The organism is Streptomyces hydrogenans, assembly GCF_014656075.1.
Classification (GTDB): domain Bacteria; phylum Actinomycetota; class Actinomycetes; order Streptomycetales; family Streptomycetaceae; genus Streptomyces; species Streptomyces hydrogenans.
In genome coordinates this window covers 26,431-48,151 of the sequence record NZ_BNBS01000007.1, presented here as the reverse complement: position 1 = coordinate 48,151, position 21,721 = coordinate 26,431, and the positions used below count along the sequence as shown (strand labels likewise).

At 72.9% G+C, this 21,721-nt stretch carries 24 protein-coding genes; 10 read left to right on the top strand and 14 right to left on the bottom strand.

What is annotated here, in order from left to right; translation table 11 throughout:
- Positions 1-151 precede the first annotated feature (151 nt).
- From IE321_RS05315 to hemL, 8 genes are all read right to left on the bottom strand, one after another.
- Positions 152-679, bottom strand: coding sequence for an SRPBCC domain-containing protein (locus IE321_RS05315; protein WP_043226886.1), 528 nt, complete (start codon positions 677-679; stop codon positions 152-154).
- A 37-nt stretch (positions 680-716) separates the two neighbouring features.
- Positions 717-1,796, bottom strand: a complete 1,080-nt coding sequence (ccsB, locus tag IE321_RS05310; RefSeq protein WP_043226885.1) for a c-type cytochrome biogenesis protein CcsB — start codon at positions 1,794-1,796, stop codon at positions 717-719.
- Positions 1,793-3,499: a cytochrome c biogenesis protein ResB gene (gene resB, locus IE321_RS05305; protein ID WP_043226883.1), complete on the bottom strand. Its 1,707-nt coding sequence runs from the start codon at positions 3,497-3,499 to the stop codon at positions 1,793-1,795. Before resB ends, ccsB begins: the two co-directional genes overlap by 4 nt.
- A gap of 3 nt (positions 3,500-3,502) precedes the next feature.
- Entirely contained in the window at positions 3,503-4,240 is a 738-nt protein-coding gene (locus IE321_RS05300) for a cytochrome c biogenesis CcdA family protein (RefSeq protein ID WP_190221943.1), read from the bottom strand.
- Between the two features lie 4 nt (positions 4,241-4,244).
- Positions 4,245-4,859 (bottom strand): TlpA family protein disulfide reductase, encoded by a 615-nt coding sequence (locus IE321_RS05295; protein WP_043226881.1) that lies wholly within the window; start codon positions 4,857-4,859, stop codon positions 4,245-4,247.
- Between the two features lie 77 nt (positions 4,860-4,936).
- Positions 4,937-6,193, bottom strand: a complete 1,257-nt coding sequence (locus IE321_RS05290) for a polysaccharide deacetylase family protein (protein ID WP_043226880.1) — start codon at positions 6,191-6,193, stop codon at positions 4,937-4,939.
- A gap of 231 nt (positions 6,194-6,424) precedes the next feature.
- Positions 6,425-7,120, bottom strand: a complete 696-nt coding sequence (locus IE321_RS05285) for a histidine phosphatase family protein (protein WP_190221942.1) — start codon at positions 7,118-7,120, stop codon at positions 6,425-6,427.
- Entirely contained in the window at positions 7,117-8,424 is a 1,308-nt protein-coding gene (gene hemL, locus IE321_RS05280; protein WP_079022227.1) for a glutamate-1-semialdehyde 2,1-aminomutase, read from the bottom strand. The genes IE321_RS05285 and hemL overlap by 4 nt, the downstream gene beginning before the upstream one ends.
- 267 nt (positions 8,425-8,691) lie before the next feature.
- Here hemL and IE321_RS05275 point away from each other — a divergent pair, with 267 nt between their 5' ends.
- Positions 8,692-9,291: a hypothetical protein gene (locus IE321_RS05275; RefSeq protein WP_079022226.1), complete on the top strand. Its 600-nt coding sequence runs from the start codon at positions 8,692-8,694 to the stop codon at positions 9,289-9,291.
- A gap of 184 nt (positions 9,292-9,475) precedes the next feature.
- Positions 9,476-9,868 (top strand): MerR family transcriptional regulator, encoded by a 393-nt coding sequence (locus IE321_RS05270; protein ID WP_190221996.1) that lies wholly within the window; start codon positions 9,476-9,478, stop codon positions 9,866-9,868.
- 256 nt (positions 9,869-10,124) lie between these two features.
- Here the strand turns inward: IE321_RS05270 and IE321_RS05265 are convergent, their stop codons facing one another.
- Positions 10,125-10,991 carry a substrate-binding domain-containing protein gene (locus tag IE321_RS05265; RefSeq protein WP_190221941.1) on the bottom strand — a complete coding sequence of 289 codons (867 nt, stop codon included), beginning with the start codon at positions 10,989-10,991 and terminating at the stop codon, positions 10,125-10,127.
- 291 nt (positions 10,992-11,282) lie between these two features.
- Between IE321_RS05265 and IE321_RS05260 the strand changes: the two genes are divergently transcribed.
- A complete protein-coding gene (locus IE321_RS05260) occupies positions 11,283-11,525 on the top strand; it encodes a hypothetical protein (RefSeq protein WP_043226875.1) in 243 nt (80 codons plus the stop codon).
- 30 nt (positions 11,526-11,555) lie between these two features.
- On the opposite strand, the gene IE321_RS05255 is transcribed toward IE321_RS05260, so the two are convergent.
- Complete coding sequence (locus tag IE321_RS05255; RefSeq protein ID WP_190221940.1) at positions 11,556-12,209, bottom strand: TIGR03086 family metal-binding protein; 654 nt, start codon at positions 12,207-12,209, stop codon at positions 11,556-11,558.
- A gap of 144 nt (positions 12,210-12,353) precedes the next feature.
- Here IE321_RS05255 and IE321_RS05250 point away from each other — a divergent pair, with 144 nt between their 5' ends.
- Both IE321_RS05250 and IE321_RS05245 read left to right on the top strand, forming a co-directional pair.
- Positions 12,354-13,217 (top strand): helix-turn-helix domain-containing protein, encoded by an 864-nt coding sequence (locus IE321_RS05250; RefSeq protein WP_043226874.1) that lies wholly within the window; start codon positions 12,354-12,356, stop codon positions 13,215-13,217.
- A 14-nt stretch (positions 13,218-13,231) separates the two neighbouring features.
- On the top strand, positions 13,232-13,780 hold the full coding sequence (locus tag IE321_RS05245; RefSeq protein WP_190221939.1) for a GNAT family N-acetyltransferase: 549 nt from the start codon (positions 13,232-13,234) through the stop codon (positions 13,778-13,780).
- On the opposite strand, the gene IE321_RS05240 is transcribed toward IE321_RS05245, so the two are convergent.
- Positions 13,764-14,204, bottom strand: a complete 441-nt coding sequence (locus tag IE321_RS05240; RefSeq protein ID WP_190221938.1) for a GNAT family N-acetyltransferase — start codon at positions 14,202-14,204, stop codon at positions 13,764-13,766. The two genes, IE321_RS05245 and IE321_RS05240, sit on opposite strands and share 17 nt — an antisense overlap.
- Positions 14,205-14,504: 300 nt before the next feature.
- Between IE321_RS05240 and IE321_RS05235 the strand changes: the two genes are divergently transcribed.
- Entirely contained in the window at positions 14,505-15,239 is a 735-nt protein-coding gene (locus tag IE321_RS05235; protein WP_043226870.1) for a Mut7-C RNAse domain-containing protein, read from the top strand.
- Positions 15,240-15,323: 84 nt separating this feature from the next.
- Here the strand turns inward: IE321_RS05235 and IE321_RS05230 are convergent, their stop codons facing one another.
- Positions 15,324-15,884, bottom strand: a complete 561-nt coding sequence (locus IE321_RS05230; protein ID WP_190221937.1) for a TetR/AcrR family transcriptional regulator — start codon at positions 15,882-15,884, stop codon at positions 15,324-15,326.
- A gap of 101 nt (positions 15,885-15,985) precedes the next feature.
- Between IE321_RS05230 and IE321_RS05225 the strand changes: the two genes are divergently transcribed.
- Entirely contained in the window at positions 15,986-17,440 is a 1,455-nt protein-coding gene (locus IE321_RS05225; RefSeq protein ID WP_190221936.1) for an FAD-dependent oxidoreductase, read from the top strand.
- 14 nt (positions 17,441-17,454) lie between these two features.
- Here IE321_RS05225 and IE321_RS05220 read toward each other — a convergent pair whose 3' ends face one another.
- Positions 17,455-18,021, bottom strand: coding sequence for a hypothetical protein (locus tag IE321_RS05220; RefSeq protein WP_229916313.1), 567 nt, complete (start codon positions 18,019-18,021; stop codon positions 17,455-17,457).
- Positions 18,022-18,097: 76 nt separating this feature from the next.
- On the opposite strand from IE321_RS05220, the gene IE321_RS05215 reads away from it, so the two are divergent.
- Positions 18,098-18,433, top strand: a complete 336-nt coding sequence (locus IE321_RS05215) for a YnfA family protein (protein WP_043226864.1) — start codon at positions 18,098-18,100, stop codon at positions 18,431-18,433.
- 57 nt (positions 18,434-18,490) lie between these two features.
- Positions 18,491-19,246, top strand: a complete 756-nt coding sequence (locus IE321_RS05210) for an SDR family NAD(P)-dependent oxidoreductase (protein WP_190221934.1) — start codon at positions 18,491-18,493, stop codon at positions 19,244-19,246.
- A gap of 103 nt (positions 19,247-19,349) precedes the next feature.
- Here the strand turns inward: IE321_RS05210 and IE321_RS05205 are convergent, their stop codons facing one another.
- Positions 19,350-20,543: an RtcB family protein gene (locus IE321_RS05205; protein WP_190221933.1), complete on the bottom strand. Its 1,194-nt coding sequence runs from the start codon at positions 20,541-20,543 to the stop codon at positions 19,350-19,352.
- Between the two features lie 175 nt (positions 20,544-20,718).
- Here IE321_RS05205 and IE321_RS05200 point away from each other — a divergent pair, with 175 nt between their 5' ends.
- The gene (locus IE321_RS05200) at positions 20,719-21,624 is read left to right on the top strand and encodes a DUF3558 domain-containing protein (protein WP_190221932.1); all 906 of its coding nucleotides are present in this window, start codon (positions 20,719-20,721) and stop codon (positions 21,622-21,624) included.
- Positions 21,625-21,721 lie beyond the last annotated feature (97 nt).

Below are 21,721 nucleotides of genomic sequence, written 5' to 3'. Positions count from 1 at the left end.
CCGAAGCCCGGACGGGGTCACCCGTCCGGGCCGGTGCGGGTACGGGCCGGGGGCGGTGGGAGCGAGCCGGGGGCGGTGCGGGCCTGGGCCGGTGGCGGTGGGAACGAGCGGGGGGCGGTGCGGGCCTGGGCCGGGGGCGGCCCGAGGGCCGCTAGGGCACCCACTTCGGCCAGGGCGCCGCGTCCTGGGCGTACAGCTCCCGCAGCTCGTTCCAGCGGCCCGTCGTCCACTGCCGCCAGTCCGTCGGATGCCCGTCCAGCGCGTCCCGCAGCCGTTCGAAGTGGTCGTGCCAGCCGGCCAGGCAGTCCAGGAGCAGGTCCCGGTCGCCGCGGAACTCGTTGGTGAAACGCAGCACGGTCGACGCCCCGCCGGCGGCCGGTTCCAGATGGAACCGGATCCGTCCGTGCGGGGCGCCGACCGTGTACTCGGCCACGTGGTCCGGGTCCCAGGCGGTCACCCGCCCCGAGACCTCGGTGTCGCCGTTCAGCCAGCGGAGGACGACCTTCCCGCCGAGCCGCGGCTCCAGCGGGTCCGCCTCGCAGAGCCAGGACGGCAGTCCCTCCGGCGAGGCGACCGCCGCCCAGACCACCGCCTGCGGGTGCGGCAGCTCGAACGCGTACCGCGACAGGTGCGTGTCGCCGTCGTGGGTCTCGCTCCTGCCCCGGGGTATCTCGGTCATACCTCCAGCGTGGCCCCCCGACGGGGGCCCTGCCAGCTCAGACGCCCGCGTAGGAGTGCTTGCTGCTGACGAAGATGTTCACGCCGTAGTAGTTGAAGAGGAAGCAGCCGAAGGCGATGAGCGCGATGTACGCGGCCTTGCGGCCCTTCCAGCCGGCGGTGGCGCGGGCGTGCAGGTAGGCGGCGTAACCGACCCACGTGATGAAGGACCAGACCTCCTTGGCGTCCCAGCCCCAGTAGCGGCCCCACGCGTCGCCGGCCCAGATGGCGCCCGCGATGATCGTGAAGGTCCACAGCGGGAAGACGGCGGCGTTGACCCGGTAGGAGAACTTGTCGAGCGAGGCCGCGGAGGGCAGCCGCTCCAGGACGGAGCGGGCGAAGGACCCGGGCTCGCCGCCGTTCGCGAGCTTGTTCTCGTACGAGTCGCGGAAGAGGTACAGCAGGGTGGCGACCGCGCCGAGGTAGAAGACGGCGCCGCAGAAGATCGCGGTGGAGACGTGGATCCACAGCCAGTACGAGTCGAGCGCCGGGACCAGCTGGTCGCTCTCGGTGTACAGCCAGGTGGTGGCGACGCCCAGGTCGAGCAGGACCGTGGTCACCAGCGGGAGGCCGATCCAGCGGACGTTCTTCTTCGCCAGCAGGAAGCCGAGGTAGGTGCCGACCGCCACCGTGGAGAAGGTGGTGGAGAACTCGTACATGTTGCCCCAGGGGGCGCGCTGCACGGAGATCGCGCGGGTGACCACGCCGACCGCCTCCAGGGCGAAGGCGAGGACGGTGAGCGAGATGGCGATCCGGCCGTACAGGTCGCCCTTGACGGTGCCGCCGGCGGCACCGGGGCCGTCGGGGACGTCACGGGCGCCGGCGGCGGCCCGGGTGACGACCTTGGGCCGGTCCAGGACGGTGGTGCCGCCGGCCCCCTTGACCTGGACGGTCACCTTCGCCGCCGCGGCGGCCGGCTGCGTCAGCGCGGCGGCCGTGCGGCCGACCTTGCTGCGACTGCCGAACACCCACTCGGCGATGTGGGCGAGGAAGGCCAGGGTGTAGACGGCCATCGAGGAGTAGACGAGCGTGTTGCTCATCTGCGCCAGGCTCTCGTTGGTCTCGGCGGCGAGGATCACTTCTCGACCCCTTCTGAGGCTTCTGCTTCGGCTTCGGCAGGTTCCGGCGCCTGGGGCGCCTGGGCGGTGAGCGCGACCGCGAGATCGGCGAGCTCCTCGGGCAGCTTGGCGGACTCGCTGCGGCCGAGGCCCGCCATCTCGACGACGGTCGTGCCGTCCTCGCCGCGGACGGCGCGGACCCAGATCCGGCGCCGCTGGATGAAGAGGGAGCCGGTGAGTCCGGCGATCGCGGCGACCGCGCCGGAGAGGGCGAGGCCGTTGCCCGGCTGCTGCGAGACCTGGAAGCTCGCCCACTCCTTGATGTCCTTCTCGAAGGTGATCGAGCCGGCGCCGTCGGGCAGGGTCATGGTCTCGCCGGGCACCATCCGCTGGGCGACTCCGGTGCCTCCGTCGACCTTGAACTGGGTCATCTTGGAGGTGTCGAGCTGGTACACGTTCTGCGGCAGACCGGAGTCCACCCGCAGGCTGCCGTGGTAGCCGGTGAGGGCCATCACGGGGAAGTCGAGCGCGGGGAACTGCGAGAACATGCTGCCCTTGCCCGCTCCGGCGAAGGTCGGCACGAAGAACGCCTTGAAGCCCAGCTGTTCCTTGTCGCCGTTCTTGTCGCGGTAGCCGTCCATCACCTTGATCGCGCCGGTGGAGGTGATGTTGTTGTCGATGGGCAGCAGCGGGACGGCGCCGTTGAAGACGACCTTGCCCTGGCGGTCCTTGACGGTGACGACCGGCGCGTAGCCGTGGGCGATCAGGTAGACCTTGGAGTCGCCGAGCTTCAGCGGCTCGTTGACCCGGATGACCGCCTTCTTGTCCGCGCCGTCGCCCTGGGTGTACGTGACGGCGGCCTCGAAGGTGCGGGGGGTGCCGCGCTGCGGGCCGCTCTTCTCGTACGTGCCGGTGAAGCTGTCCAGGGTGAAGTTGAACGGTTCCAGCTCGTCGACGGCGAACTGGGAGCCGGACTTGAAGTCGTCGTACTGGGTGAGCGTGTTGGAGAAGCCGTCGCCCTCGACGACGAGCTTGCCGCCCTCGGACTTGAAGAGCTGGCCCCAGGCGAAGGCCACCAGCATCACGATCAGCGCGAGGTGGAAGAGCAGGTTGCCGGCCTCGCGGAGGTAGCCCTTCTCGGCGGCGACGGCGTCACCGGCCGTACGGGCCCGGAAGCGGCGGCCCTTGAGGACGGCGAGGGCCGCCTCGTGGACCTCCTCGGGGGCGGCCTCGGTGCGCCAGGTCGTGTAGGCGGGCAGGCGGGTGAGCCGCTTGGGAGCGCCCGGCGGCAGGCCGCGGAGCTGGCCGACGAACTGCCAGGTGCGCGGGACGATGCAGCCGATGAGCGAGACGAACAGCAGGATGTAGATCGCGGAGAACCACACCGAGCTGTAGACGTCGAAGAGCTGGAGCTTCTCGTAGAGCGGGGTGAGGGCCTCGTGCGCCTTCTTGAAGTCGGCGACCTTCATCTCGTCCGCGCTGGACTGCGGGATGAGGGAGCCGGGGACGGCGCCCAGCGAGAGCAGGAAGAGCAGGATCAGCGCCACCCGCATGGAGGTGAGCTGGCGCCAGAACCAGCGGACCCAGCCGACGACCCCGAGGGTGGGGCCGCCGAGGGTCTCCTCCTTGGGCGCGGTGGAGAGGTCCGCGCCCGCGGCCTCGTCACCGGGCGCGGAGGACGCGTCGGGCGCGTCGGTCGTGTCCGTCGTGTCGGTCTTGCTCATGGATCAGATTCCCACCGTGAAACCGCTGGACCAGCCCTGCATCGTGGAGACCATGCTGTCCCAGACGCCTGTGAGGAGCAGGACACCGGTGACGATCATCATGCCGCCGCCGACCCGCATGACCCACACGTAGTGCTTCTTGACCCAGCCGAACGCTCCGAGGGCCTTGCGGAACGCGACGGCGGCGAGGACGAAGGGGACGCCGAGGCCGAGGCAGTACGCGAGGGCCAGTATGGCCCCGCGTCCGGCGCTGGCCTGTTCGAGGGCGAGCGCGTTGACCGAGGCGAGGGTCGGACCGATGCACGGGGTCCAGCCGATGCCGAAGAGCGCGCCGAGGACGGGGGCGCCGAGGAGGCCGGCGACGGGCTTCCGGTGGAAGCGGAACTCGCGCTGGGTGAACCACGGCATCAGCCCGGCGAAGAAGAGCCCCATGAGGATCATGAAGACGCCGAGGATCGTGCTCAGCGTCCCGCTGTACTCCTGGAGCGTGGCGCCGAAGTAGCCGAAGAGGGCGCCGCCGGAGACGAAGACGGCGGTGAACCCGGCGACGAAGAGGAGGGCGCCGGCGGTCATCCGGCCGCGGCGGCTGTCGGCGAGGTCGGTGCCGGAGACGCCGGTGACGTACGACAGGTAGCCGGGGACGAGCGGGAGCACGCAGGGCGAGAAGAAGGAGACCAGGCCGGCCAGGAGGGCGACGGGGACGGCGAGCAGCAGGGCTCCGCTGGTGACGGTCTCGTTCACCGGCTCACTTCTCCTTGAGAAGCGGGTCGATCATGGAGCGGAGCTTGGCCTCGTCGACGGCCATGAGCGCGCGGGCGGCGATCTTGCCCTCCTTGTCGAGGACGACGGTGGAGGGGATGCCCTTGGGGCTGAGGGTGCCCTTGGGGAAGCCGAAGAGGATCAGCTTGCCGTCCCGGTCGTAGAGGCTCGGGTAGGGCACCTTGTAGTCGGCCTCGAAGGCGAGCGCCTGCTGCTTGTTGGCGTCGCGGGTGTTGAGGCCGACGAAGGCCACGTCCTGGCCCTTGAGGTCGTTGGCCGCCTTGACGAAGTGGGGGGCCTCGGCGCGGCACGGGCCGCACCAGGAACCCCAGACGTTGAGGACGACGACCTTGCCCTTGAGGTCGGCGACGTCGAGCTTCTCGCCCTCCAGCGTCTCGCCGGCGATCGTGTTGATGCCGGCGCGCTCGCCCTTGGGGACGGTGGAGATGCCGCCCTTGCTGGTGACGAAGTTGGTGTTGCCGCCGCCGGAGGTGCCGTTGTCGTCGCCGCCGCAGGCGGAGAGCACGAGGGCGGCGGACAGCACGCCGACGGCGGCGAGGGCGCGTCGGGGGGCAGGACGGAGGCCACGGCTAAGGCTCATGTGAAAAGTTTCGCATGGGCGTTTGGGGGATCTTGGGCACCCCCCTACGTGCCCGTAACGCCCCTTGTCAAGATCGCCTAAGCGGCTTTGAGATAGCCGGCCCAGCCGCCGGCCGGCTTCTGGCCCACGTCGAGGGTACGCAGGCGGGCGAGGATCGCCGGGTCCTGGACGTCCATCCAGTCCGTGAACTGGCGGAACGAGACGAGCCGGACGTCCTTCTTCCCGGCCATCGCCTTGATCGCCTCCTCGACGGCGTCCATGTAGATGCCGCCGTTCCACTGCTCGAAGTGGTTGCCGACGAAGAAGGGGGCGCGGTTGGACTCGTAGGCGCGCGTGAAGCCGGAGACCAGCGCGTCGGTGGCCTGCTTGCGCCAGCCGGGATAGCGGGAGGGCATGCCCTGGGTGCTGTTCTTGGACTGGTTCGCCAGCATGTTGTAGTCCATGGACAGCACTTCGAAGGAGTGCCCGGGGAAGGGCACGGCCTGGAGCGGGAAGTCCCAGATCCCCTTGCGCTTGACGGGCCAGGTCTGGCGGCCGCCGGGGGAGCTGGCGTCGTAGCGCCAGCCGAGGCGCTTGGCGGTGGGCAGCAGGTTGTCCTGGCCGAGGAGGCAGGGGGTGCGGCCGCCGACGAGCTCCTTCGTGTAGTCGAAGGGCAGCGGGTCGAGGTCGGTCCAGCCGCTGTTGGTCTTCCACTCGGTGACGAACTTCACGGCCTGGTCGATCTCGCTCTGCCACTGGGCCGGGGTCCAGTTGCCGACCGAGCCGGAGCCGCCGCAGAAGTGCCCGTTGAAGTGGGTGCCGATCTCGTGCCCGTCGAGCCACGCCTGCCGGACGTTCTTGAGGGTGTCCTTGATGTGCGCGTCGGTGAGGTAGCCGATGTCGGAGGCGCCGACGCGGTTGTTCGGCGGCCGGTAGAGGTCCTTCTTGGACTCGGGCAGCAGGTAGATGCCGGAGAGGAAGAAGGTCATGGCCGCGTCGTGGTTGCGGGCCAGTTCGAGGAAGCGGGGGAAGAGGCCGTTGCCGACCTCGCCGGCGCCATCCCAGGAGAAGACCACGAACTGCGGCGGGGTCTGGCCGGGTTCGAGCGGGACCGGGGTGTCGGGCTGGTGCGGCTGCTTGCCGGTGTCGGCGGTGGAACCGTCGCCGATGAGGCGGACGTCGTCCTTGGTCGGGGCCGGGGTGGTGGGCTCGGTGCCGCCCGAGGGCGAGCCTCCCTTGCCCGGTCCGGAACTGCCCGTTTCGCCCTTGCCGTTGTCGCTGCACCCGGCGATGCCGAGCGCTGCCGCCGCTCCGACACCCGCCCCGAGAAGGCCCCTTCGACTGATCCCGCGCATGTCATCCCCATTCGCGCTGTGATATGACCCGAAACATCATCCAAACCGACAATGAGTGAGATGCAGGGAGGAACACGGAGGTTCCGGCCACTCGCACAAAAATTTCAGGGCGCCCGGAGAGGAACCGCTCTCCGACCGCCCTGACCATGTCGCTTTGACGATGCCCCGTCAAGCGCGCTCCGCCCCGGGTCCGGGGCGGGAGCCCGCGCGGGGGGCGCGGGCTCCCGGGGGCTACGCCCCGAAGGCCTTCTGCTTGCCCTTCACCGGCTTGGCACCGGCCCGCAGGTGCACCGGCACCAGATCGATCGCCGGCTCGCTGTACCCGACCGAGACGATCTTGTCGCCCTTGTACGTGAACGAGGTCAGCGAGGCCAGCGTGCACTGCCGGCGCCGCGGGTCGTGCCACAGCCGGCGCCGCTCCACGAAGGACCGCACGATCCAGATCGGCAGCTGGTGGCTGACCAGCACCGCCTCGTGGCCGCGCGCCGCGTCCTTCGCCGCGTCCAGCGCGCCCATCATCCGCACGACCTGCTCGATGTACGGCTCGCCCCAGGACGGCTGGAACGGGTTGGTGAGGTGCTTCCAGTTCGCCGGACGCCGCAGCGCCCCGTCGCCGACGCCGAAGGTCTTGCCCTCGAAGACGTTCGCCGCCTCGATCAGCCGCTCGTCGGTGGCCAGGTCCAGGCCGTGCGTCTTCGCGATCGGGGTGGCCGTCTCCTGCGCCCGCTCCAGCGGGGAGGCGACGACGTGGGTGACGTCCCGCTCGGCCAGCGACTCGGCCACCCGGTCGGCCATCTTCCGGCCCAGCTCGGAGAGGTGGTAACCGGCCCGGCGCCCGTACAGCACGCCGTCCGGGTTGTGCACCTCGCCGTGGCGCATCAGGTGGACGACGGTGATGTCCTCCGGGTTCCGCGCGTCGTCGCTCATGCCGTGGCCTCCGCGGCGGCGCGGGCGGCGGCGGGCAGCGCGGCGGCGATCCGCTCGATCGCGCGCTCGTCGTGGGCGGCCGAGACGAACCACGACTCGAAGGCCGAGGGCGGCAGGTAGACGCCGTCCGCGAGCATCGAGTGGAAGAAGGCGTTGAAGCGGAAGGCTTCCTGCTGCTTCGCCTCGTCGTAGTTCCGCACCTCGTCGGCGGTGAAGAAGACCGAGAACATGTTGGACGCCGTCTGCAGCCGGTGCGCCACGCCCTCCTTGGCGAGCGCGCCGGTGACCAGGCCCTGGATCTCCTTCGAGACCGCGTTCACCTTCTCGTACGCGGCCCCGTCGAGCAGCCGCAGCTGCGCGAGCCCGGCGGCGGTGGCGATCGGGTTTCCGGAGAGGGTGCCCGCCTGGTAGACGGGGCCGGCCGGGGCGAGGTGCGCCATGACGTCGGCGCGGCCGCCGAAGGCCGCGGCCGGGAAGCCGCCGCCCATGACCTTGCCGAAGGTCAGCAGGTCGGCCTTGACGCCGTCCACGCCGTACCAGCCGGCCCGGCTGGTACGGAAGCCGGTCATGACCTCGTCGGAGATGTAGAGCGCGCCGTTCTCCCGGCACAGGTCCGCGAGCCCCTGGTTGAAGCCCGGCAGCGGCGGCACGACGCCCATGTTGCCCGGCGACGCCTCGGTGATCACACAGGCGATCTCGCCCGGGTGCGCGGCGAACGCGGCCCGCACGGCCTCCAGGTCGTTGTACGGCAGCACGACGGTGTCGCCCGCCTGCGCGCCGGTCACGCCGGGCGTGTCGGGCAGGCCGAGGGTGGCGACGCCGGAGCCGGCGGCGGCCAGCAGCGCGTCCACGTGCCCGTGGTAGCAGCCGGCGAACTTGACGACCTTCGCGCGTCCGGTGAATCCGCGGGCGAGCCGGATCGCGGACATCGTCGCCTCGGTGCCGGAGGAGACCAGGCGCACCTGCTCGACCGGCTCCACGCGGGCCACGATCTCCTCGGCGAGCGCGACCTCGCCCTCGCCGGGCGTGCCGAAGGAGGTGCCGCGGGCCACCGCGGCCTGCACGGCGGCGGTCACCTCGGGGTGGGCGTGGCCGAGAATCATCGGCCCCCACGAGCAGACGAGGTCGACGTACTCGCGACCGTCCGCATCCGTGAGGTACGGACCGGTGCCGGACACCATGAACCGGGGCGTACCGCCCACGGCTCGGAAGGCCCGCACCGGTGAGTTCACGCCGCCGGGCGTCACAAGGGAAGCGCGGTCGAAAAGCGTCTGTGAGACTGGGGCTTCGTATGAATACGACACAGTGATCCTGACCTGCGAGTACGACGTCGGGTACGGAGGGACGGTGTGGGCACCCTGTGCATCACGCCGGGGCGTCCTGCCTCCGCGTCTGCGAAACTGTGGCGGCAGGGACCTCATGGGGTTGGCTCACGCGATCCATGGTGTCAGAGGCCGCGGCGTTTCTTGCGGACAGGTGTTTCACCGCAGGAACGCGGGGGAGGTCACTGACACGATGATCGGGTTGCGCGGCGGGGTCGTGTTGCCGAGAAAAAGCAGTCGGGTGGAGATATGCATCGCGGTGGCGGACCGGGCGAGGGGACGGACGACCTGGGTCCTGAGCCTGTCCGGCGGGGGAGGCACCGGCGGCGGCGGGCCGAGGACCCGACCGCGCCGGACAATCGCGCGTCCCCGGAACAGTCCCCGACCGACCCACCCCTCGGGAGCCGCAGCTTGGCGGTGACGTACAAGTACTTCGGCGCGCCCGACGGCGCCACGGCGGCCCGCGTCCCGATCTCGATGCGCCCGGAGGAGCTCGGCGGAGACGAGCTGGGCATGGGCGGCATGTTCTCCAAGATCAAGCCCGAGACGATAGCGGCGATGGTCCTCACCGGCATCCAGGGCCTGCCTCTCCACAAGGTCCCCCCGCTGGAACTGGTCGTCCTGCACCCCGACTACGCCGTGGTGAAGCTCCCCACGACCGTGGTCGACCCGCTGCGCGCGATCGGCGAGGAGTCGGTCGGCGCCGCCGCCTTCATCTGGTCCACGGTCCCCGACCGCGGCGGCCCGCGCGACGCCTTCGACGTCTATCAGCTGCTCCACGAGTGGCAGGACTTCTCCGTCCGCCTCCACGAGGCCGGCCACCAGCCGTACTGCCTGGTCTGGCCCTGACGGCTGGCTCTCTCCGCGTTTCCGACCGTCATAGCGCATGAAATTAGGACGAATCGGATGTAATGCACGGAGCTAGGTTCACAGAGGCGCCGTCCGCCGCCGCACCGAGGAGGACCCTGTCGTGACCGGAGTACGAACGTCCGCGCCCCGCATGCCCGGAGCCCGCGCCGCCGGCGGAGAACCCATGCAGATCTCCGAGGTCGCCGCCCGCACCGAACTCCCCCTGCGCACCATCCGGCAGTACGAGGACTGCGGCCTCGTCGTCCCCTCGGCCGCCTCGCCGGGCGGTTTCCCCCTCTACACGGACGCCGACGTGGCCCGCCTGATGGTGGTCCGCCGCATGCAGCCGCTCGGCTTCGGCCTCGACGAGACCCGCGAGCTCCTCACCTCGGTCGACCGCCTCGCCGCCGACCTCCCCGGCACGGACGGCGAACTCGACCCGGCCGAACGCGAACTGCTGCACACCCGAGTCCGCCGCTACGAGCAGGCCGCCGCCGCCCGCGTCGCCGACCTCCGCCTCCAACTCGCCCGAGCCGAGGAATTCGCCACCTCCCTCCGCTCCCACCTCCCGGTCTGACACCGCCCTCGGGAGGGGCGGGGGCTGCGACGGCCGGGATCCGGTGGTCGGGAGGCGGTGGTCGGGATCCGGTGGTCGGGAGGCGGAAAGCCGAGTACCGGGAGTCGGGGAGCCGGGCGAGACAACCGGTAGCCGGAAGCCGGAAGCCGGGAAGCGACGTGTCGGGGCCGTCGGCCGACAGCCGGGAACGCCAGGCCGGGGCCGTCGGCCGACAGCCGGGATCCGCCGATCGCCGGCCGCCGACCGGGGCGCGTGTTCAGTCGCCCAGGGCCTCGGCCAGGGCGTGGAAGAAGCGGGCGTAGGCGGCCGGGCTCGGCGGGATCTCGGGGTTCCACGGCACCAGCCGCGCCCCGGCCGGCAGCCGCTCGGGGCCCTCGGGCCGGCTCGCGTGGGCCCGGCTGTCGTAGAGGACCAGCGCCGGGGCGAGGTCAAGGGCCCCCTCCCAGCCGGTCGTCAGCCAGTTCGCGCCGGGCCCCGGCCCCGGGTCGAGCAGCCGCACCCCCAGCTCGGCCAGGCGCGCCAGCTCCGGCCAGGCCCCGGGGCGCGCCAGGTACACCTGCTCGGCGCCGCCCCCGGAGAGCGCCAGCACCCCGCACCCGGCCCCCGCGCCGGCGGCCGCCGCGCGCACCGCCTCCTCCGCCTCGGCAGGCACCCCCGCGGGCGCCCCCGCTCCCGTCCCGCCGTCCGGTGCCCCGAGCGCCGCCCCCAGCTCCCCGAAGCGGCCGATGATCACCGGCAGGCTCAGGTCGTTGCCGACGGACAGGGTCACCAGCGGCACCCCGAGCCCCGTGACGAGCTCCTCGTCCACGGCGTACGGGCTCTTCCCGTCGTACGTGACGTCCACCACCAGCTCCGGCCGCAGCTCCCGCAGCCGCTCCTCGTCCAGCGCCCGCCCCGGCCCGAGGTACGGCACCCCCGCCGCCGCCAGCCCGCCGTCCTTCGCCGGATCCGGCTCCACCCCGTCGTGCCCGGAGCCGTACACCGCCACCGGCGTCACCCCCAGATCGAGCAGGGCGGCCCCGGCCCGTACGTAGGCGACCACCCGCGCCGGTCTCGCCGGCGCTCCCGCCTCCACCCCTCTGTCGTCCGTGAAACCCCATCCGTACGCACCCGTTCCGGACATGCGGCTGCTCCCTCCCCGGCCGGAATCTGCCTCCGCCGCCACCTTCGAACGGTTCCCCGTCCGGCACAAGAGGGCCTCCCCGGGTCGCCCCCTCCCGCGTCCCTCCCGCCTCCCGCCCCCTGCGCGGGCCCGGGACCTTGGTCCCGGCCCCCCCCTGCCGAAAGTCCCCCATGGTGGTGTTAACTGAACGGGTCGGGAGGAAGCAGTAGGAATCGTCTGCGCCGCCGTGCCCGCACGCCCCCTGCCGGTGCGTGCGCCGCGCGCCGGCCCTTTCGCCCTGGAGTGAACGTCATGTCCGTGCCCGGCCAGTTCTCCGACCCCCGTGTCCTCACCCTCTTCGCCGTGCTCGCGGTCGCGACGGGTGCGTGGCTGGCGGCGGGCCTGCGCGCCCGCGCCCGCCGGATCCGCTCCCTGACGCCGATGGACCGGGTCTGGCACCCGCAGGAGTCGGTGCCGCTGACCCCGGCGGAGGAGCTGGCCTTCGGCCAGGTCGTCTCCCGGCTCTCGCTCACCTCCGCCGGCCGTCTGCGCTGACGGCCGGTCCCGCCGGACCGCCCGGGCGCCTCAGGCCGCGGGCCGGGCCCGCGGGTCGCGGCCGGTCGTCGCCAGCAGCCGCTCGAAAGCCGTCGCGCCGTCCGGCAGGTCGACGGCGTCCCCGAACACGTTCATCTTCCGGGCCATCGGCGCCATCCGCTCCACCTCGTCCGTCAGCCCCGCCACCACCTCCGGCGCGGGCTCGAACTCCCGCCCGGTCGCCCGTGCCAGGTCCCACGCGTGCACGGTGAGGTCGAGCAGCACCATCGCCCCGACCGTCCTGGCCGGCAGCCCCATCGCCCCCGAGGTCCCCTCCTCGGCCCCCGGCGCCGCCCACGCCTCGACCAGCCTCCCGGTCTCCACCGCGAAGCCCTCCCGCCAACCGGGCGCCGCCGTCCGGTCCGGGATCTCGGAGAAGTCGGCCGACTCCTTCGCCGCCAGCGCCTGGAAGTTCACGACGACCGCGTACAGGTGGTTCAGCAGGGCGCGGACGTCGTACTCCGCGCAGGGCGTGGGCATGCCGAGCGAGTCGTCCGCCGTGCCCTCGACCAGGGGCACGGCCCGCTCGGCCGCCGCGCGGAGCAGATCGCTCACGCGCGCTTCACTGTTCTCGAAGTCAAGGTGCGGCCCGTCGACGCGGGTGCGAGTGCCGTCGGTGCCGGAGTGCGTGTCGTCGTACGTCATGGCCCCGACGCTAGGAGAACTCCCCGCCGCGGTCTTGAAGAAACGCGCCACGTCCCCGACCTGCCCCGGACTCCGACCCCTAGGGGCAGCACGGGCCACAGCTCGTCGGGCCGGTCCCGGACCCCCGCGCCTAGGATCGGGACCATGGCCGACCCCGCCCCGCGCCGGGACACCCGGGGCATCGTCGCCCCCGCCGAACTGTTCTCCCGCGTCCGCTTCCGCCGGCACGTCCCGGCGCCGGAGCTGCGTCCGTACCTGGAGCACTACTGGCTGATCGACTGGGCGCTGCCGGAGCCGTACCCGACCCATGTCGTCCCGCACCCGTCGGTGAACGTCGTCTTCCAGCGTTACGGACCGCTCGGCGGTCCCGCCCGCCCGGAGGCCGAGGTGTCCGGGATCGGGCTCGGCCTCTTCACCCAGCGCCTCGACGGCGAGGGCCGGGTCTGCGGGGCGCAGTTCCGGCCGGGCGGCTTCCGGCCCTTCGCCGCCGCGCGGCCGGTCTCGGCCTGGACGGGCCGGCGGGTCCCGCTGCACGAGGCGTTCCCGGACACGGCGGCGCTTCCCGGCGTCCGGGGCACCGACGAGGCGGTCCTGTCGGCCGTCCTCTCCCCCGACGACGACCACGCGCGCGTGGCGGCGCTCGACGCCTTCCTCCTGGCCCGCGGCCCCGTCCCCGACCCCGCCGCCGAGCAGGCGATGGAGCTGGTGGAACTGGTCCGCTCCGACCGGACGGTCCGCCGGGTGGCCCGGCTCGCGCGACTGTCCGGGCTGTCGGCCCGCTCGCTCCAGCGGCTGTTCGCCTCGCACGTCGGCGTCGGCCCGAAGTGGGTCATCCTCCGCTACCGCCTGCACGAGGCCCTGGAGCGGGCCGAGGCGCACGCCGCACCGGACTGGGCCGGTCTCGCGGCCGAACTCGGCTACAGCGACCAGGCCCATCTCGTCCGGGACTTCACCGCCACCGTCGGCCTCTCCCCGACCGCGTACGCCCGGGGGCTGTCGGTGCCGTGACGTACGGTGCGCGCATGAGCGAGCAGCCCCGTGGGACCGGCCCGACGTCCGTCCGCCTCGAAGCCTGGTCCGAGGGGGACGCGGAACTGCTGCGCGCGCTGAACGCGCCGGAGCTGATGGGACACCTGGGCGGCCCCGAGACCGAGGAGCAGCTGGCCCGCCGCCACCGGCGGTACGTCGACCTGAGCGCCGACACCGCGGCCGCGGGCCGGATGTTCCGGGTCGTGCTGCTGCCCGACGAGCGGGTCGCGGGCAGCATCGGCTTCTGGACGTCCACGTGGCACGACGAGCCGGTGTACGAGACGGGCTGGGCGGTCCTGCCGGGCTTCCAGGGCCGCGGCGTCGCGACCCTGGCCACGCGCGCGGTGGCGGAGCGGGCCCGGGCCGCGGGCCTCCACCGCCACCTGCACGCCTTCCCCTCGGTCGAGAACGCCGCGTCGAACGCGGTGTGCCGCAAGGCCGGCTTCGAACTGCTCGGGGAAGAGGACTTCGAGTACCCGCCGGGCCGCCCGATGCGCTGCAACGACTGGCGGCTCGACCTGTGGGCTACCGCGGATCGGTGAGCGGCCGGACGAAGTGGAAGGCCGCGATGTCGAAGCGCTCGCGCAGGTAGAAGCGGTGGGCGCCGGTGCGGTGGGTGCCGGAGTCGAGGTTGAGCTCGTGGCAGCCGGCCGCGCGGGCGTGGCCCTCCAGGTGGGCGATGAGCGCGTGGCCGACGCCGGTGGAGCGGACGGCGGAGGCGGTCACCAGGTCGTCGACGTACAGCTTGCTGAGCGAGCTGGTGTTGTAAACGAGCCGCCAGCCGGCCACGCCGGCACAGCGCCCGTCGTCCCCGTAGGCGGCCGTGAAGCGCAGGCCCTGCGCGTGGCCGCGCGCGTACACGTCCCGGAAGAGGTCGGGGGTGAGGTGCGGGCGCAGCTCGACGAGGACCGGCAGGAGATCGCTCTCCAGACGGGGGTCACCGGGCTCAAGGTCGATGATCTTCATGCGGGGACGGTAACCCAGCCCCGCGGTGGACCCCGCCGGTCGGCCCGGACGACGCGGACAGCAGCGGCCGGCCCCCACCGCGCCGACACCGACGGTCGGCCCGCACGACGCGGACCCGGCGTTCGGCCCGCCTGACGCGGACACCGGCGTTCGGCCCCATCGCACGGACACCGGCGATCGTTTCCCGTCGCCCAGCCACCGACGGCCGGCCCCGCCACCCGGACACCGACGACCGCACCGCGCCGGGTGGGGTGGGGAAATGCCTGGCCCGCCGTCAGGGCCCGATGCGATCCTGTCCCCGTGAACGGACCGGAGATCCAGATCAGTTTCGCCCCCGGCCTCGCCGTCTTCGTCGCCGCCGAGCGGCGCTCGGGCCGCACGGCCGTGGCCACCGACGGCGTGTCCTCGCTGGGGCATGTCGTCGAGTCCCTCGGCGTGCCGCTCACCGAGGCCGGCCGGCTCCTGGTCGACGGCCGTCCGGTGGCGCCCGCGCACGTGCCGTCGGCCGGCGAGACCGTCGAGGTCGAGGACGTCGCCCGTCCCCAGCCCGTGCCGGGCGCGCCCCTCCGGTTCCTGCTCGACGTGCACCTGGGCACCCTGGCCCGGCGGCTGAGGCTGCTGGGCGTCGACGCCGCGTACGAGAACGAGGACATCGGCGACCCGGCGCTCGCCGCGCTCTCCGCCCGGGAGCGGCGGGTCATGCTCTCCCGCGACCGCGGGCTGCTGCGCCGCCGCGAGCTGTGGGCCGGGGCGTACGTGTACAGCGACCGGCCCGACGACCAGCTCCGCGACATCCTGGAGCGGTTCGCGCCGCGGCTGGCGCCCTGGACCCGCTGCACCGCCTGCAACGGCCTCCTCACGGACACCGGCAAGGACGAGGTGCGCGAGCGGCTGGAGCGGGGCACGGAGAAGACGTACGACGTCTTCGCGCGGTGCGAGGAGTGCGAGCGGGTCTACTGGCGGGGCGCGCACCACGCCCGTCTGGAAGCGATCGTCGACGAGGCGGTACGCGAGTTCGGCGCCGCCGCCTCGTAGCGGTCCGGCCCGTCCGGGACGGCTCTCGGCGAGCCCGTCGCGGGCGCCCCGCGGCGCCGTCGGGGCCCGGACCGCCCCCTCCCGTCAGGGCGTCTCGGCGGTCAGATAGCGCTGCACGGTCGGGGCCAGCCAGGCGACCACCTCGTCGCGGCTCATCTCGACGGCCGGCGGCAGACGGAGCACGTAGCGGGCGAGGGCCATGCCGAGGATCTGGGACGCGACGAGCGCGGCCCGGGCCGGGGCCTCCTCGGGTCTGGGGCAGACGCCGAGGGTGACGGGGCCGAGCTGTGCCCCGAAGATCGCCTGCATGCGGGCGGCCCCGGCCTCGTTGGTGACGCCGACCCTGAGCAGGCCGGTGAGCACGTCGTCGCGCTCCCAGCGGTCGAGGAAGTGGTTCACGAGCACGGCCCCGATGTGTTTCGAGGGCAGGGCGCCCAGGGTGGGCAGGGCCAGGTCGATCTCGGAGGCGGCGGCGAACAGCCCCTCCTTGTTGCCGTAGTAGCGCATGACCATCGAGGGGTCGATCCCGGCGTCGCGGGCGATGGCCCGGATCGTGGCGCGCTCGTACCCGTCGGCGGCGAAGCGCTCGCGTGCGGCCTCCAGGATCGCGGCCCGGGTGGTGTCGGAGCGGCGTGCGGTCGTCATGCCCACAACTGTAGGCCAACGGGTGTTGACACGTCACGCGGGGTGACCCTATGGTTGCCAACAAGCGTAGGCCAACAAGCGTTGACCGATCGGAGGCAGCCATGCGCACCACCGACTCCCACCAGGGCGACAGCACCGCCGCCACCCCCTTCGACACCGACGTCGTCGTCATCGGCGCCGGCCCCACCGGGCTCCTGCTCGCCGGCGACCTCGCCGCCGCCGGCCTCGACGTCACCCTCGTCGAGCGCCGCCCCGCCGGCCACTCCAACCTCACCCGCGCCTTCGGCGTGCACGCCCGCACCCTGGAGCTGCTCGACACCCGCGGGCTCGCCGACGCCCTGGAGGCCACCGGGACCCCGCTCACCCGGATGCGGCTCTTCGGCCGCCTCTCCCTCGACCTCGGCCGGCTCCCCTCCCGCTTCGACCACCTCCTGATCACCCCGCAGTACGAGGTGGAGCGCCTGCTCGAACGGCGCGCGGCCGACAACGGCGTCACCTTCCGCCACGACACCGCCCTGCACGCCCTCCACCAGGACGCCGACGGCGTCACCGCCGAGCTCACCGGCCCCGGAGACGCCCCGCTCACCCTCCGCGCCCGCCACCTCGTGGGCACCGACGGCCACCGCAGCACCGTCCGCGCCGCCCTGGACCTGCCCTTCCCCGGCACCAGCGTCATCCGCTCGATCGTCCTCGCCGACGTCCGGCTCACCGACGAGCCCGCCGAATCCCTCACCGTCAACGGCTCCGGCGACACCTTCGTCTTCATCGCCCCCTTCGGCGACGGCTGGTACCGCGTCATGGGCTGGGACCGCACCCGCCAGGTCCCCGACAGCGAACCCGTCGACCTCGACGAGGTCCGTGACCTCGCCCGCCGCGCCCTCGGCACCGACCACGGCATGCACGACGCCCGCTGGATCTCCCGCTTCCACAGCGACGAGCGACAGGTCCCCGCCTATCGCGTCGGCCGCGTCTTCCTCGCCGGCGACGCCGCCCACGTCCACTCCCCCGCCGGCGGCCAGGGCATGAACACCGGACTCCAGGACGCCGCCAACCTCTCCTGGAAGCTCGCCGCCGTCCTCCGCGGCGAGGCCCCCGACCCCGAGGCCCTCCTCGACAGCTACCAGAGCGAGCGGCACCCCGTCGGCGCGATGGTCCTGCGCAGCAGCGGCGCCCTCGTCCGCCTGGCCATGGCCCACACCCCCCTCACCCGCGCCCTGCGCGCCGTCGCCGCCACCGCCCTCGGCGCGCTGCGCCCCGCGTCCGCCAAGGCCCTCGGCATGATCAGCGGCCTCGGCATCGCCTACGCCCCCACCCCCGGCGGCGGCCGCGCCTCCGGCCGCCGCGCCCCCGACGTACCGCTCCGCGAGGGCCGGCTCCACGAACTGCTCCGCGCGGGCGAGTTCGTGCTCATCGCCCCCGAGGGCGCCACGCAGGCCCTGCCGCCCTTCGCCCCGACCACCGCCGCCCGCGTCGTCCGGGCCACCTGGACGGACCCCGCCCGCCGCACCACGGCCCTGGTCCGCCCCGACGGGTACGTGCTCTGGAGCGCCCGGTGACCGACCCGGCCCCGTCAGAAGACGTACGGGTCCCCGGTGGCGAGCACCAGCACCCGGTGCCGGTCGTTGACGGAGTTCCGGTCGACCCCGCCGGACCGCCAGGCCGTGCTCACGTCCACCGTCAGCTCCTGCGGCCGGCCCACCGCCCTCAGGTCCAGCGCCAGCTCGCCCGCCGCCCCGCCGTCGGGCAGCGCGCCCGTCCGGCAGGACACCACCCGGGAGCTGCTCCACAGGCAGCCCGGCGGCAGCTCCTGGCCGCCCGCCATGGGAGCGGAGAAGGCCAGTCGGACGGTGGCGTCGACGACGTCGGAGGGGCCGTGGTTCTCCGTCACCAGCCACACCCCGACCCGCCCGTCCCAGAGGGAGACATGACCGTGGTGGGCCAGATCCGCCTCGGCGGCCCCCACCACCTCACCGGCCACGAGACCGGCCACCTGGCCGGCCGCCTCACCGACCGCGTCCCCGGCCGTCCCGCCGCCCGTCTCACCGACCGCCCCGGCGGTCGTCCCGGCACCCAGCACCACGAGCACCGTGAGCACGGCCCCGAGCACACCCTTCGACATCACAGACATCGCACGCATAGGCAGAAAATACCCAGAGATCATCCCATCTTCTGACAATCCTTCAGTCCGCGTGTCCCCATGACACCCTGCTGCCATGCAGATCGCCCGCTCCGTCGCCCTCTTCGTCGTCGCCGCGCTCTTCGAGATCGGCGGGGCCTGGCTCGTCTGGCAGGGCGTGCGCGAGCACCGCGGCTGGATCTGGATCGGGGGCGGCGTCCTCGCCCTCGGCCTCTACGGCTTCGTCGCCACCCTCCAGCCCGACGCCGAGTTCGGCCGCATCCTCGCTGCCTACGGAGGCGTCTTCGTCGCCGGCTCCCTCGTCTGGGGCATGGTCGCCGACGGCTACCGGCCCGACCGCTGGGACGTCATCGGCGCCCTCGTCTGCCTCGCCGGCATGGCCGTGATCATGTACGCCCCGCGCGGCCGCTGACCCGCCGCCTATCCTGGCCACCACACCGACCGACCACCTGTGCGAGGAGCCTCCGCCATGTCCGCCCCCATCGCCGTCATCACCGGAGCGAGCAGCGGCATCGGCGCCGCCACGGCCCGGCAGCTGGCCGCCGCCGGCTACCGCGTGGTCCTCACCGCCCGCCGCAAGGACCGCATCGAGGCGCTGGCCGCCGAGATCACCGAGGCCGGGCACCAGGCCACCGCGTACGCCCTCGACGTCACGGACCGCGCCGCCGTCGACGAGTTCGCCACCGCCTTCCGCTCCCTCGCCGTCCTCGTCAACAACGCCGGCGGCGCCCTCGGCCTCGACCCCGTCGCCACCGGTGACCCCGAGGACTGGCGCCGCATGTACGACGTCAACGTCCTCGGCACCCTCCACATGACCCAGGCGCTGCTGCCCGCGCTCACCGCGAGCGGCGACGGCACCGTCGTCGTCCTCTCCTCCACCGCGGGCCACGCCACCTACGAGGGCGGCGCCGGCTACGTCGCCGCCAAGAACGGCGCCCGCGTCATCGCCGAGACCCTCCGCCTGGAGATCGTCGGCACCCCGGTCCGCGTCATCGAGATCGCCCCCGGCCTGGTCAAGACCGAGGAGTTCGCCACCACCCGCTTCGGCGGCGACACCGAACGCGCCGCCAAGGTCTACGACGGCGTGGCCGCCCCCCTCACCGCCGACGACGTCGCCGACACCATCACCTGGGCCTGCACCCGCCCCCCGCACGTCAACATCGACCTCCTGGTCGTCCGCCCCCGGGCCCAGGCGTCCAACACCAAGCTCCACCGCGAGCCGTAGCCCCGCGGACGCGCGACGCGAGGAGGGGCCGGTGCTCACCGCACCGACCCCTCCCCGTCCGGACACCCGCCCGGACCCGTCCGGGCACACCCGCCCGGGCCCCTCAGCCCTTCACGCACACGACCTGCTTGAGCTTGGCGACGACCTCCACCAGGTCCGTCTGCTGCTCGATCACCTTCTCGATCGGCTTGTACGCGCCCGGGATCTCGTCCACGACGCCGGAGTCCTTCCGGCACTCCACGCCCTTCGTCTGCTCCTCGAGGTCCCGCGTCGAGAAGCGCTTCTTCGCAGCGGTACGGCTCATCTTCCGGCCGGCGCCGTGCGAGGCCGAGTTGAACGAGGCCGCGTTCCCGAGGCCCTTCACGATGTACGAGCCGGTGCCCATCGAGCCCGGGATGATGCCGAACTCACCGGAGCCGGCCCGGATCGCGCCCTTGCGGGTCACGAGCAGGTCCATCCCGTCGTACCGCTCCTCCGCCACGTAGTTGTGGTGGCAGGAGATCACCGGCTCGAAGGTCACCTTCGCCTTCCGGAACTCCCCGCGGACGACCTCCTGGAAGAGCGCCATCATGATCGCGCGGTTGTACTTCGCGTACTCCTGCGCCCAGAAGAGGTCGTGCCGGTAGGCCGCCATCTGCGGGGTCTGGGCGACGAAGACCGCGAGGTCCCGGTCGACCAGCCCCTGGTTGTGCGGCAGCTTCTGCGCCACGCCGATGTGGTGCTCGGCGAGCTCCTTGCCGATGTTCCGGGAGCCGGAGTGCAGCATCAGCCACACCGCGCCCGTCGTGTCGACGCAGACCTCCACGAAGTGGTTGCCCCCGCCGAGCGTTCCCATCTGCAGCGTCGCCCGGTCCCGCCGGAACTTCACCGCGTCCGCGACCCCGTCGAAGCGCGACCAGAAGTCGTCCCACCCGGCTGTCGGGAACTGGTAGAGCCGCTTCGGCTCGACCTCCTCGCGGTGCATGCCGCGACCCACCGGGATCACCTGCTCGATCTTCGAGCGGAGGCGGGAGAGATCGGCCGGCAGGTCGTTCGCCGTCAGGGAGGTCTTCACCGCGGACATGCCGCAGCCGATGTCGACGCCGACCGCCGCCGGGCAGACCGCGTCCTTCATGGCGATCACCGAACCGACCGTCGCGCCCTTGCCGTAGTGCACGTCCGGCATGACCGCGAGGCCCTTGATCCACGGCAGCGTCGCCACGTTCCGGAGCTGCTGCATCGCGCCGCCCTCGACCGTGGAAGGATCGGTCCACATCCGGATGGGCACCTGCGCACCCGGTACCTCTACGTACGACATACTTCCTCGATTCCCCCGAAAAGTCTGATAACGCAAAAACCGGAGCCAAAGCCCGTACAGGTGACGGCGGACCGGCATCAACGGCTGCGTGTGCGATAGACATTGTGTCCATCCGCCGTCACGGGGCGGCAAACGGTTTTCGGGAAAGACTTTCGGGAGAAGGGAGCCTGGGACGGTGCAGCGAAAGAGGTACTCACCCGGCCGCGTCCCCGGCACCCTCCTCGGCCTCGGTGCCGGTCTCGCCGTCGTGGCCGGCGCGCTGACCGGTTGCTCCGCGGCCGACACCGCCGAGGACGTCACCGTCGACGCGAAGGCGGGCGCCGCGGCCGCGCCCGTCGCACCGCCCGGCCGCTACCGCACCCTCTTCGAGCCGTGCGGCGCCGTCCCCCAGGCCACCCTGCGCGACCTGCTGCCCGGGACCGCCGCCCTGACCGACGTCGAACGGGCCGCGGTGCTCCGCGGCACGGCCGCCGTCACCTACGACACCGACCGGCGCGTCGGCTGCGCGTGGACCGCGGACAGCGGGAACGGCACCCACCGCCTGGTGCTCGACGTGGAGCGGGTGGTCTCCTACGACCCGACGGTGAGCGACGCCGCGCGGGCGCAGGAGGTCTACACCCGCAAGCAGCTCGCGGCCGGGATCGCCGTACCGGAGACCCCGGCGCCCACGCCCACCGCCCCGACCACCGCGGCCACGGCGTCCGGCGCCACCAAGGTCTCGGCGACGGGCGCCGCCACCCCCACCGGCGCCCCGTCCTCGCCCACCGCCTCCGGCGGCGCCACGCCCCCCGGCACCGGCGCCCCGTCGACCGGCACCCCCTCCGCGCCGGCGACGACCGGCCTGGAGCCCCGGCTGCTGGGCGGTCTCGGCGACATCGCCTTCGTCGGCGACACGCTCGGCACGACCGGCGGGAGCGGCACGCAGCGGGTCGTGAGCGTGGTGTTCCGCACATCGAACGTCATCGTGACCGTCGAGTACCGGCAGCGCACGACGGGTGCGGCGGCGGCCCCGGACAGCAAGGAACTGCAGGACAGAGCACAGAACCTGGCCCGCCTGCTGGCCGACCGCCTGGAGGAGTAGCCGGCCGTCCGGTGCCCCGCGCGACCCCCCGGGCGGCAGGGGGACCACGTAACGTGTCGGCGTACCCAGGGCCGCCAGGGCCGCCGACCGGCGCCGG

Coding starts and splice junctions, on each gene's coding strand:
- IE321_RS05220 (WP_229916313.1), bottom strand. CDS start 18,021: ATGCGTGCGATGTCTGTGATGTCGAAGGGTGTGCTCGGGGCCGTGCTC.
- IE321_RS05205 (WP_190221933.1), bottom strand. CDS start 20,543: ATGTCGTACGTAGAGGTACCGGGTGCGCAGGTGCCCATCCGGATGTGG.
- IE321_RS05265 (WP_190221941.1), bottom strand. CDS start 10,991: ATGTCCGGAACGGGTGCGTACGGATGGGGTTTCACGGACGACAGAGGG.
- IE321_RS05240 (WP_190221938.1), bottom strand. CDS start 14,204: ATGAAGATCATCGACCTTGAGCCCGGTGACCCCCGTCTGGAGAGCGAT.
- IE321_RS05250 (WP_043226874.1), top strand. CDS start 12,354: ATGGCCGACCCCGCCCCGCGCCGGGACACCCGGGGCATCGTCGCCCCC.
- IE321_RS05230 (WP_190221937.1), bottom strand. CDS start 15,884: ATGACGACCGCACGCCGCTCCGACACCACCCGGGCCGCGATCCTGGAG.
- IE321_RS05210 (WP_190221934.1), top strand. CDS start 18,491: ATGTCCGCCCCCATCGCCGTCATCACCGGAGCGAGCAGCGGCATCGGC.
- IE321_RS05285 (WP_190221942.1), bottom strand. CDS start 7,120: ATGAGCGACGACGCGCGGAACCCGGAGGACATCACCGTCGTCCACCTG.
- IE321_RS05245 (WP_190221939.1), top strand. CDS start 13,232: ATGAGCGAGCAGCCCCGTGGGACCGGCCCGACGTCCGTCCGCCTCGAA.
- IE321_RS05315 (WP_043226886.1), bottom strand. CDS start 679: ATGACCGAGATACCCCGGGGCAGGAGCGAGACCCACGACGGCGACACG.
- IE321_RS05270 (WP_190221996.1), top strand. CDS start 9,476: ATGCAGATCTCCGAGGTCGCCGCCCGCACCGAACTCCCCCTGCGCACC.
- IE321_RS05290 (WP_043226880.1), bottom strand. CDS start 6,193: ATGCGCGGGATCAGTCGAAGGGGCCTTCTCGGGGCGGGTGTCGGAGCG.
- IE321_RS05255 (WP_190221940.1), bottom strand. CDS start 12,209: ATGACGTACGACGACACGCACTCCGGCACCGACGGCACTCGCACCCGC.
- IE321_RS05275 (WP_079022226.1), top strand. CDS start 8,692: ATGCATCGCGGTGGCGGACCGGGCGAGGGGACGGACGACCTGGGTCCT.
- resB (WP_043226883.1), bottom strand. CDS start 3,499: ATGAGCAAGACCGACACGACGGACACGACCGACGCGCCCGACGCGTCC.
- IE321_RS05215 (WP_043226864.1), top strand. CDS start 18,098: ATGCAGATCGCCCGCTCCGTCGCCCTCTTCGTCGTCGCCGCGCTCTTC.
- IE321_RS05260 (WP_043226875.1), top strand. CDS start 11,283: ATGTCCGTGCCCGGCCAGTTCTCCGACCCCCGTGTCCTCACCCTCTTC.
- IE321_RS05225 (WP_190221936.1), top strand. CDS start 15,986: ATGCGCACCACCGACTCCCACCAGGGCGACAGCACCGCCGCCACCCCC.
- IE321_RS05295 (WP_043226881.1), bottom strand. CDS start 4,859: ATGAGCCTTAGCCGTGGCCTCCGTCCTGCCCCCCGACGCGCCCTCGCC.